Annotated in this window: 10 protein-coding genes; 2 read left to right on the top strand and 8 right to left on the bottom strand. The window is 36.0% G+C overall.

Going from position 1 to position 9,588, the window contains the following annotated elements:
- A partial coding sequence (locus RBB48_RS05205; RefSeq protein WP_306007443.1) for a Gly-Xaa-Xaa repeat protein occupies window positions 1-707 on the top strand: 707 nt, incomplete at its 5' end.
- Between the two features lie 80 nt (window positions 708-787).
- On the opposite strand, the gene hfq is transcribed toward RBB48_RS05205, so the two are convergent.
- Both hfq and miaA read right to left on the bottom strand, forming a co-directional pair.
- The gene (hfq, locus tag RBB48_RS05200; RefSeq protein ID WP_000813896.1) at window positions 788-1,012 is read right to left on the bottom strand and encodes an RNA chaperone Hfq; all 225 of its coding nucleotides are present in this window, start codon (window positions 1,010-1,012) and stop codon (window positions 788-790) included.
- A gap of 21 nt (window positions 1,013-1,033) precedes the next feature.
- Window positions 1,034-1,987 (bottom strand): tRNA (adenosine(37)-N6)-dimethylallyltransferase MiaA, encoded by a 954-nt coding sequence (gene miaA, locus RBB48_RS05195; protein WP_088064239.1) that lies wholly within the window; start codon window positions 1,985-1,987, stop codon window positions 1,034-1,036.
- A gap of 181 nt (window positions 1,988-2,168) precedes the next feature.
- On the opposite strand from miaA, the gene RBB48_RS05190 reads away from it, so the two are divergent.
- Entirely contained in the window at window positions 2,169-2,414 is a 246-nt protein-coding gene (locus tag RBB48_RS05190; RefSeq protein ID WP_000814419.1) for a hypothetical protein, read from the top strand.
- 62 nt (window positions 2,415-2,476) lie between these two features.
- Here RBB48_RS05190 and entD read toward each other — a convergent pair whose 3' ends face one another.
- The 6 genes from entD to RBB48_RS05160 form a co-directional block, all read right to left on the bottom strand.
- Complete coding sequence (entD, locus tag RBB48_RS05185; RefSeq protein WP_088064240.1) at window positions 2,477-3,409, bottom strand: cell wall-binding protein EntD; 933 nt, start codon at window positions 3,407-3,409, stop codon at window positions 2,477-2,479.
- Window positions 3,410-3,755: 346 nt separating this feature from the next.
- Window positions 3,756-5,615, bottom strand: coding sequence for a PTS fructose transporter subunit IIABC (locus RBB48_RS05180; RefSeq protein WP_087984988.1), 1,860 nt, complete (start codon window positions 5,613-5,615; stop codon window positions 3,756-3,758).
- A gap of 13 nt (window positions 5,616-5,628) precedes the next feature.
- On the bottom strand, window positions 5,629-6,540 hold the full coding sequence (gene pfkB / locus RBB48_RS05175) for a 1-phosphofructokinase (protein ID WP_060487493.1): 912 nt from the start codon (window positions 6,538-6,540) through the stop codon (window positions 5,629-5,631).
- The gene (locus RBB48_RS05170) at window positions 6,537-7,289 is read right to left on the bottom strand and encodes a DeoR/GlpR family DNA-binding transcription regulator (protein WP_088064242.1); all 753 of its coding nucleotides are present in this window, start codon (window positions 7,287-7,289) and stop codon (window positions 6,537-6,539) included. Before RBB48_RS05170 ends, pfkB begins: the two co-directional genes overlap by 4 nt.
- A gap of 188 nt (window positions 7,290-7,477) precedes the next feature.
- Window positions 7,478-8,641 (bottom strand): iron-containing alcohol dehydrogenase, encoded by a 1,164-nt coding sequence (locus RBB48_RS05165; protein ID WP_306007442.1) that lies wholly within the window; start codon window positions 8,639-8,641, stop codon window positions 7,478-7,480.
- A gap of 117 nt (window positions 8,642-8,758) precedes the next feature.
- Window positions 8,759-9,301 (bottom strand): DUF420 domain-containing protein, encoded by a 543-nt coding sequence (locus RBB48_RS05160; protein ID WP_000228316.1) that lies wholly within the window; start codon window positions 9,299-9,301, stop codon window positions 8,759-8,761.
- Window positions 9,302-9,588 lie beyond the last annotated feature (287 nt).

Genomic DNA, 9,588 nt, shown 5'->3' with positions numbered 1-9,588 from the left:
GTGTTCAAGGTGTTCAAGGTAACACTGGTGCCACTGGTCCTCAGGGTGTTCAAGGTAACACAGGCGCTACTGGACCTCAAGGCGTTCAAGGTAACACAGGCGCTACTGGACCTCAAGGCGTTCAAGGTAACACAGGCGCTACTGGTGCTACTGGTGCCACTGGTCCTCAAGGTAACACGGGTGCTACTGGTGCCACGGGACCTCAAGGGGCCCAAGGACCAACAGGTGCTACTGGCGCCACTGGTATAGGAGCTACTGGACCTACTGGACCTTCTGGTGGACCTACTGGACCAACCGGGCCTACTGGACCTAGCTTCCCTGTAGCAACAATTGTTGTTACAAACAACATTCAACAAACAGTACTCCAATTTAACAACTTCATTTTTAATACTGCAATCAACGTAAACAACATTATCTTCAATGGCACAGATACAGTTACTGTTATCAACGCTGGTATTTATGTCATTAGCGTATCCATCTCTACAACTGCACCAGGATGCGCCCCACTTGGAGTAGGAATTTCAATAAATGGAGCAGTCGCAACTGACAACTTCTCTTCAAATCTAATAGGCGACTCACTTTCATTCACTACGATCGAAACATTAGCTGCCGGCGCAAACATTTCCGTCAAACCTACCCTTAGCGAAATTACAATTCCTGAAACAGGAAACACTAACATTCGCCTTACTGTATTTAGAATCGCTTAAATTTCACTATGTATCGTTTATGGCAAATAAAAAAAGAGCGAGAAATTCGCTCTTTTTTTGTTATGTACAATAATTCATTACTACTCTAATTCAATTGAAACATTTTTTTGTGGTACAAATGTAGAAATTGCATGTTTATAAATAAGCTGTTGCTTACCTTCTGTTTCCAGTAGGACTGTAAAATTATCAAATCCTTTAATTAATCCACGAAGCTGGAAACCATTTAATAAGTACAGCGTAACAAACGTATTTTCTTTACGGAGTTGATTTAAAAACTGATCTTGAATATTGATTGATTGCTTCATGTCGAATCCTCCTCTTTTTCTCTACTTACTATTATTCGACTTTAGTTGTAACTTTCCTTCTATGTATCGTAAAATTTCTGACGTTTTTTCACCGCCTGTAACATCAAACCACGTGACATCCATCTTATTACGGAACCACGTTAATTGACGCTTTGCATAACGACGTGAATTCGTCTTTAATTGTGATACCGCTTCTTCTAAAGAGACACGATCCTCAAAATAATCATATATCTCTTTATACCCAATCGCTTGAATAGATTGACAATCTCGTATCCCTCTATTATACAATCCTTCTACTTCTTCTAATAACCCTTGGTCCATCATTATATCAACTCGTAAGTTAATGCGATCGTATAGCATTTCTCGATCCATTGTCAAGCCAATCAAGGAAACATCGTATAATAACTCGTTTTCTTGTTTTTCAAGTTGATCACTCATTTTTTCACCCGTCGTGTGGAAAATTTCTAACGCTCTAATGACACGACGTACATTATTTGCATGAATACGCTCAGCACTTTCTGGGTCTACTTCTTGTAATTTCTTATGTACATATTCCACACCACGTTCTAATGCTAACTTTTCCATTTGTTCTCGGTATATAGTATCGCCAGCATCATCCGTAAACTGATAATCGAATAAAACAGATTGTATATACAGACCAGTTCCACCAACGATAATTGGCAATTTACCACGCTCTGTAATCTCTCGAATATGCTTACGAACACGTTCTTGAAATTCGGCAACAGAAAATGAGTCTTCCGGATTTTTTATATCGACCATATAATGCGGAATTCCATCCATCTCTTCTTTTGTCACCTTTGCAGTTCCAATATCCATCGTACGATAAATCTGCATGGAATCTCCACTTATAATTTCACCATTCAACGCTTTGGCAAGATCAATACTTAACTTCGTCTTTCCAACAGCAGTTGGTCCAATGATGACAGCAACTTTTTCACGTTGCACTTCTCCCATATCATTCAACTCTCTTTATGTAATGTACTCCATCTATTGATTATATCCAATCTTACCAATTTTAACGGCATGATTGCAAGTTCTTTCATTTCGGTACATGAAATTATAAATAAAAAAGAACATAGTTTGTCCAATTCCGCATATACATGATTAAAAATACCTTCGAGAGGATGAGTTGACTATGAAACAATCCACCATCAATTTTTCATCTTTAACAAAAGATCTTATTTTAGCTACTGCTACAAAAGAACAAAATTGTTCACAAGAAGAATTATATTTCGCCTTAAATTGTTTGCTACGTTCTTTTCATTCTACTCTCCAAGAAACAACATTACATCCAGAAAATAAAAATACAGAGTATATACAAAATCAATTTTGCAGTGCATATAAAATTATTACAGGTAAAACTATTTATCCTTTTCAATGATCCATAAAAGGCGGTTGCTTACACACGTTCAAGCAACCGCCTTTTATATTAATACATATACACTACTCTATAACTTTTACTTTTACAGATTTGCGCCCCCAGCTATCGGCACTACCATCTGAACCGACTAATACATCAATACGATTCCCTTTAATCGCACCGCCAGTATCTCCAGCAATCGCTTCTCCATATCCTTCTACCCATACTTTTGATCCAAGCGGAATTACTTTAGGATCAACAGCAATTACTTTCATATTCGGATTTGCTGTTAAATCATGCCCCATTGCAGTTAATACACGACCACCATACGTACCATTCTCACTTGGATGCGCTGTATACGCTGTCGCTTCTACTGTTATTTCACGTCCACCAGCAGGTGCACTTGTTTCAGTAGATTTCGTAACTTGTTTCGTAGTTGACTGCTGTTTTGCTACAGGTTTACTTGATTCTACATTTTTAACAGACTCTTTGCTCTTAACTACTTTATTATTTTTAACTGGCGTATTTACTCTTACTGGCGCCTCTTCTTGCGTTACAACTTCTTTCTTTTCAATTACAGGTGCCGTCCCTGTTAAAAATGGCATGTGAACATATCCCGTTTTTCCATTATAGTCAAATTGTAACCATTCATTTTGAACTTGATTTGTCGTTTCAATTACATCATCTTTATTCAGTTTACCAAGAATTTCAGAGTCAGTATTCGCTCCAGCACGAACATTTAACACGCCCGGCGTTACATAATATGTACTTTTTGTAAATTCAGCACTTACAAACGCTTCTTTACCATTTAATTTAATTTTTGCCCATCCGTTTTCTGTATTTATAACATCTAATTTATTTCCACTTAACATTTTACCTACAAGCTTTGACTCTACAGTTGGGTTTTCTCTAACATTCAATACGTCTGTTGTTACAATCGTTTCTGCTTTCGCAGAACCTGCAAAAATCCCAAGACCAAAAACTGCCGCCGTTGCTATACCTAATAATTTTTTCATGAATAGCCTCCATTTGCTTTGTTTTCGTATTTTCATTATAGCAACAGATTTTTAGGATTTTTAGAAATCACACAATTACAAACCATTCGTAATACACGATTAATGAGTTGTAACATAAATTTCCATATTAATGAATTCCATTTCTAATAGAATCCCCAATATTTTTCATATATTTTCCACATACTAGCCCAGAATTTTTTTCCAAAAAAAATTACAGTATTACTTTTTTGTTACAAAAAAACCATATTTCATTACATCTTTTACCAAAATTCATCATTCTCCAATTATTAACTCCTTTTTTGTAATAAAAAAGAGCAGCTAATAAAAGCTACTCCTTTTTCATGTGTTATTTAACTTTCTTTTTCCAAATCCCCATCATAAGAGCTGAAATAACTGTCCCTATGAATATCGAGAAAATATATAGCACCGGTTTATTTACTAATGCGATAACAAACAATCCACCATGCGGTGCTGGTAATGTAATTTGGAATAACATAGATAATGCACCCGCAATACTTGAACCAACAACACAACTTACTATTACTCGAATCGGATCTGCAGCTGCAAATGGAATCGCACCTTCTGTAATAAACGATGCTCCCATAATATAATTTGTTAAACCAGATTTACGCTCTGCTTCAGTAAATTTTGATTTAAAGAAAGTAGTTGCGAATGCAATCGCTAATGGTGGTACCATACCACCGGCCATAACAGCAGAGTGTACGCCAAAGTTCTGCGCTTCTATTGCAGCAATACCAAATGTAAATGCAGCTTTATTAATTGGACCACCCATATCAATTGCCATCATACCACCTAATATAAGACCTAGTAATATAGCATTTGTACCGTTCAAACCATTTAACCATCCTGTTAACATTTCATTCAATGCTACTACAGGCGGAATTACTACTTTTTGCATAACAACTCCTGTAATCAACAATCCAAAGACCGGATATAACAATACAGGTTTAATTCCTTCTAACTGTGCTGGTAATCCTGAAAATAATCTTTTCAATCCTAAAACAACATACCCAGCTAAGAAACCAGCAATTAATCCCCCTAAAAATCCAGCATTCGCATGTGCTGCTAAAAATCCACCGACAACACCAGGCATAAATCCTGGACGATCAGCAATAGAACTCGCAATAAATCCAGCTAAAATTGGTACGAGGAATAAAAACGCACCTGTTTTGCCTCCACCAATAGACATTAACAATTCAGCCAATGGTCCTTCTGCTTTTATACCACCAATCCAAAATGCTAGTGCAATTAAAATTCCTCCACCCACAACGAATGGAAGCATATTACTTACACCGTTCATTAAGTGCTTATAAATTCCTAACCCTTTTTCTTTCTCTGTACTTTCTGTCTTCCCATCTTCCTTTATTCCATTAAAGATTGGCGCGTCTTGTTTTACAGCTCGATTAAGAAGTGTTTCCGTTTTTCTAATCCCATCAGCGACTGGCACTTGAATAACATGCTTCCCAGCAAAACGGTTCATTTCTACTTGTTTATCTGCGGCAACGATAATAGCTGTTGCTCGTTCAATGTCCTCTTTCGTTAAAGCGTTTTTTATACCTGTTGATCCATTCGTTTCAACTTTAATCGCTATTCCTAGCTCTGCTGCTTTTGCTTTCAAGCTATCCGCTGCCATATAGGTGTGAGCGATTCCAGTTGGGCAAGCCGTAACTGCTAGTACGTATGGTTCATTTCCTTCTGGTTTTGCAACTTCAATGTCTTCTTCTTCTTTTTCATTCTCTTTTTCATCAAATAAACGAAGAAGTTCCTCTTCATCCTTCGCTTCTAACAATTGCTTACGAAATCCTTCATCCATTAATAATGTAGATAGGCGCGATAACGTTTCTAAATGAGTATTATTCGCCCCTTCGCTCGCAGCAATCATAAAGAATAAATGTGCAGGCTGCCCATCAAGCGATTCATAGTTGATACCGCTTACACTTCTACCAAAACAAATCGCTGGTTGCTTAACAGCTTTTGTTTTCGCATGAGGTATTGCAATCCCTTCCCCTATACCAGTCGTACTTTGTGACTCTCGCTTTAAAATAGCTTCTTTAAATTCAGCTTTACTATTTAAACGATTTGCTCCGTCTAATTTCTCAACTAATTCATCTATGACAGCTTCTTTATTTGAAGCTGTCAAGTTCATAATAACTGTATCCCTTTTTAATAGTTCTGTAATTTTCATATGTTACTTCCCCCTATCGCTTAGTTACAATTACTTGCGACAATAATTCTTCTACTTTTTCTTTTTCACATAAATCAGCTGAAAATGCTGTTGCACTCCCTGTTGCAACGCCATATTGAAATGCCTTTTCAATATCTTTTGTCTGTTCATATTTACCTACAAATCCTGCAACGAGAGAATCTCCGGCCCCGACCGAATTAATTACAACACCTTTTGGAACAGTTGCTTCATATATACCTTCTGCCGTAAATAATAAAGCCCCATCTCCAGCCATTGATACGATAACGTGCTCTACACCTTGTTCAACTAATTTTCTTCCAAACGGTAAAACATCTTCTACTGTTGAAATCTCTACTCCGAATAACTCACCAAGTTCATGATGATTAGGCTTTAGTAAAAATGGTTTATTTTTAATTACATGCTGCAGCGCACTTCCACTTGCATCAACTACTACGCGAATACCTTTCTCAGCTCCGAGCGCTGCGATTGATTCATAAAAAGTAGTTGAGATAGACGCCGGTACACTTCCAGCTAGTACAACACAATCTCCCTGCCTCATACTTTCAATTTGTTTCATTAATTGTTCAAATTGTTCATTTGTCACATTAGGACCTTGCCCATTTAATTCTGTCTCTTCTTGCCCTTTTATTTTCACATTAATTCGGGAATCACCGTCTACTTGGACGAAGTTTGTTGTTACACCTTCCGCCTGTAATACATCTTTAATAAATCGACCGGTAAATCCACCAGTAAATCCAAGCGCTACATTTTCAACACCTAAACGATGAAGAACACGAGAAACGTTAATGCCTTTCCCTCCAGGAAATTTCATATCTTTCTCTGCTCGATTTACTGCTCCTAAATCGAAGGAATTAACTTGTACTACATAATCAATAGATGGGTTTAAAGTAACTGTATAGATCATTGTTTATCAGCCTCAATTACATTGGTTTGTCTTTTATATTTTTCTAAATCAATTTCTAAATAGTTTGTAATAATATTTGCTTCTTCAACATTGGCAATTTTCGCAAACGCAACTTCTGAAAACTTACTTTCATCAATTAAGAAATATCCTTCGTTTGCTAATGTTAATGCCATTTGTTTTAAAAGTGCCTCTTCTGGATCTGGAGTTGTAAAACCAAGCTGTTCATGCACACCATTCGCTCCTAAGAAACATTTATCAAAACGGTACTTCTGCATGCTTTCCTGTGCCATAGCACCAATTAAAGCTTTCGTCCTACTTTTCATCATTCCGCCTAGTAAATACGCACGAATATTATTTTCAACTAAAGCTTCAATATGCATAAGTCCATTCGTAACGACAGTAACATCTTTATTTATTAAAAATGGAATCATTTCAAATGTTGTACTTCCTGCATCTAAATAAATGCAATCACCTTGTTCAACAATGCTAGCCGCATAGTTAGCAATTTGTTGTTTTATTTGAATGTTTTTGGATGATTTTTCAACCATCGTTGGCTCTTGTCCTTTTCCTGTTAAAACAGCAGCACCACCATGAACTCTTTTTAATAACCTTTGCTTTTCCAATTGCGCTAAATCACGACGAATTGTTGATTCAGAGCTTTCTGTTCTTTCCACTAATTGCTGTAATTTAACAACCTTCTGCTCTTTTACAAGTTGCAATATCATTTGATGACGTTCAGGAGTTAACATTTTATTCACCTCTTCTTTGATTACAGTATAATGAAAACGATCACAAAAATCAACCATAAACATTCACAAATAACCAGAAACAGTCACAAACAGTCACAAACAGTTATAAACAGTTATAAACAGTTATAAACAACAAAAAAGAAACCCATTTGATTGTTATATCAAATGGGTTTCTTTTTTCGATTCACTTATAAAGAAGCTTTATATATACTTAAAACATCGTCTTTATTTAATTTTTTAAAGTTACCAAATTCACCATAAGCCATCGCTTTATCAGCCATTAAATCAATTTCATTTTCCCCAATACCGTAATCCGCTAACGTTACTGGTGCCTTAATTGAAGTCCAAAATTGACGTAACGCCTCAATTCCTTCTAACGCAATTTCTCGATCAGTCTTTTCATCTGTTTCTACATCGAATACGCGAATAGCGAATTGTTTAAAACGACTTACATTTTCATCTACAACACGCTTCATCCAGTTCGGGAATAAAATCGCAAGGCCACCCCCGTGTGGTATATCATGAACCGCAGAAACTGCATGTTCAATATTATGAGTCGCCCAATCTCCTTTTACTCCCATCGCTAAAATACCGTTTAACGCCATAGTACCGCAATATAAAATGGTTTCTCTATGCTCATAATTTTCTAAATCACTTAAAAGCTTAGGAGCAGTTTCAATTACTGTTTTTAAAACAGATTCACAATAACGATCTTGTAATTCTGTATTTGTTCCATGATGGAAATATTGCTCTAATACATGTGACATAATATCTACCATACCGTAAATTGTTTGATCCCTCGGCACAGACGCAGTATGAACTGGATCTAAAATCGAAAACTGCGGGAAAGTAACTGGGCTACCCCAGCCATATTTTTCATTCGTTTCCCAGTTTGTAATTACAGAACCAGCATTCATTTCAGATCCTGTTGCCGCAAGCGTAAGTACCGTACCAAATGGTAACGCCTCACTAGCAAATGCTTTTTTCGTTACAATATCCCATACATCTCCATCATATTTGCTACCAGCAGCAATTGCTTTCGTACAGTCGATTACACTTCCTCCGCCAACCGCTAATATGAATTCGACACCATTATCTTTACAAATTTGAATCCCTTTTTTTACAGTTGATACACGAGGATTCGGTTCAACACCTGTCAATTCAAATATTTCCGCATTTATATCTTTTAAAATAGAAATTACATTATCATAAATACCGTTTCTTTTAATGCTGCCTCCCCCGTATACGAGAAGAACTTTTTTACCGAACTGTGGAATTTCAGTTTTTAACTGTTCCAATTGACCTTTACCGAAAATAAGTTTCGTTGGATTACGAAATACAAAATTTTGCATATCCCTTTACCATCCCTTCTATATGAAAAGCAACTATACTTTTGTATACCATATTTTTTTCATTTCACAAAAATATTTGCCTAACAAAAAAAATCCCAGCCTAAAGGCTGAGATTTTTTATTGATAATAAGGTGAGATCATTAAGTAAACAATAACACCAGATAAACTTACATATAACCAAATTGGCATCGTCCAACGTACAATTTTACGATGACGTGTTAATTGATTTGTAAAACCAAATACAAGTGCAAACAATGCAAGTGGTACAATAATTGCTGCCAGGATAATATGTGTAATTAAAATGATGAAATACACATATTTAATGAATCCTTCTCCACCAAAATGTGTTGCTGGCGCCAAGTAATGATACGATAAATAAGAAACACAAAATAGCAACGTCGTTGTAAATGCTGCTAAGATGAAACCACGGTGCATTTTCACATTCTTCTTAATAATAGAGTATAAAGCTGCTAATAAGAATACGAACGTAAAGCTATTAAAAATTGCATTTAACATTGGTAAAATTGTTACATCAAAATGTACTTCTCCTTCATAGCCAACAGGTCCAAAGAACAAAAATAAAATAATCGCATTTACAATTACAGAAAGCGTTATCACAATAGGAGCATAGCTTTTCTGATTAGTTGATTGATCCACCAAAATGGTCACTCCTCTTCCTTCAAATATGTATACGTAACCTCACTATTTTAACATATTATTCACAGTGTAAATGTGACAATAGTTTGACACAGTAAGACAGCGCAAAGAAAAAAATCCTTCTTAATAAAACTTCTTAAGAAGGATTTTATCGCTTTATTATTTAAATAGCAATGTAATTAGTTTTTGTTAAAAAACGTATTGCTATATGCTTGATAAATTTCAGACACTTGATATCCCATTAAAGAAATTGCTGTTAATGAAAAGAAACCAATCATAAGAAATCGAAA

It is taken from the genome of Bacillus sp. MMSF_3353, assembly GCF_030733445.1.
GTDB lineage: Bacteria > Bacillota > Bacilli > Bacillales > Bacillaceae_G > Bacillus_A > Bacillus_A wiedmannii.
This window is presented reverse-complemented; position numbering and strand designations above follow the sequence as displayed.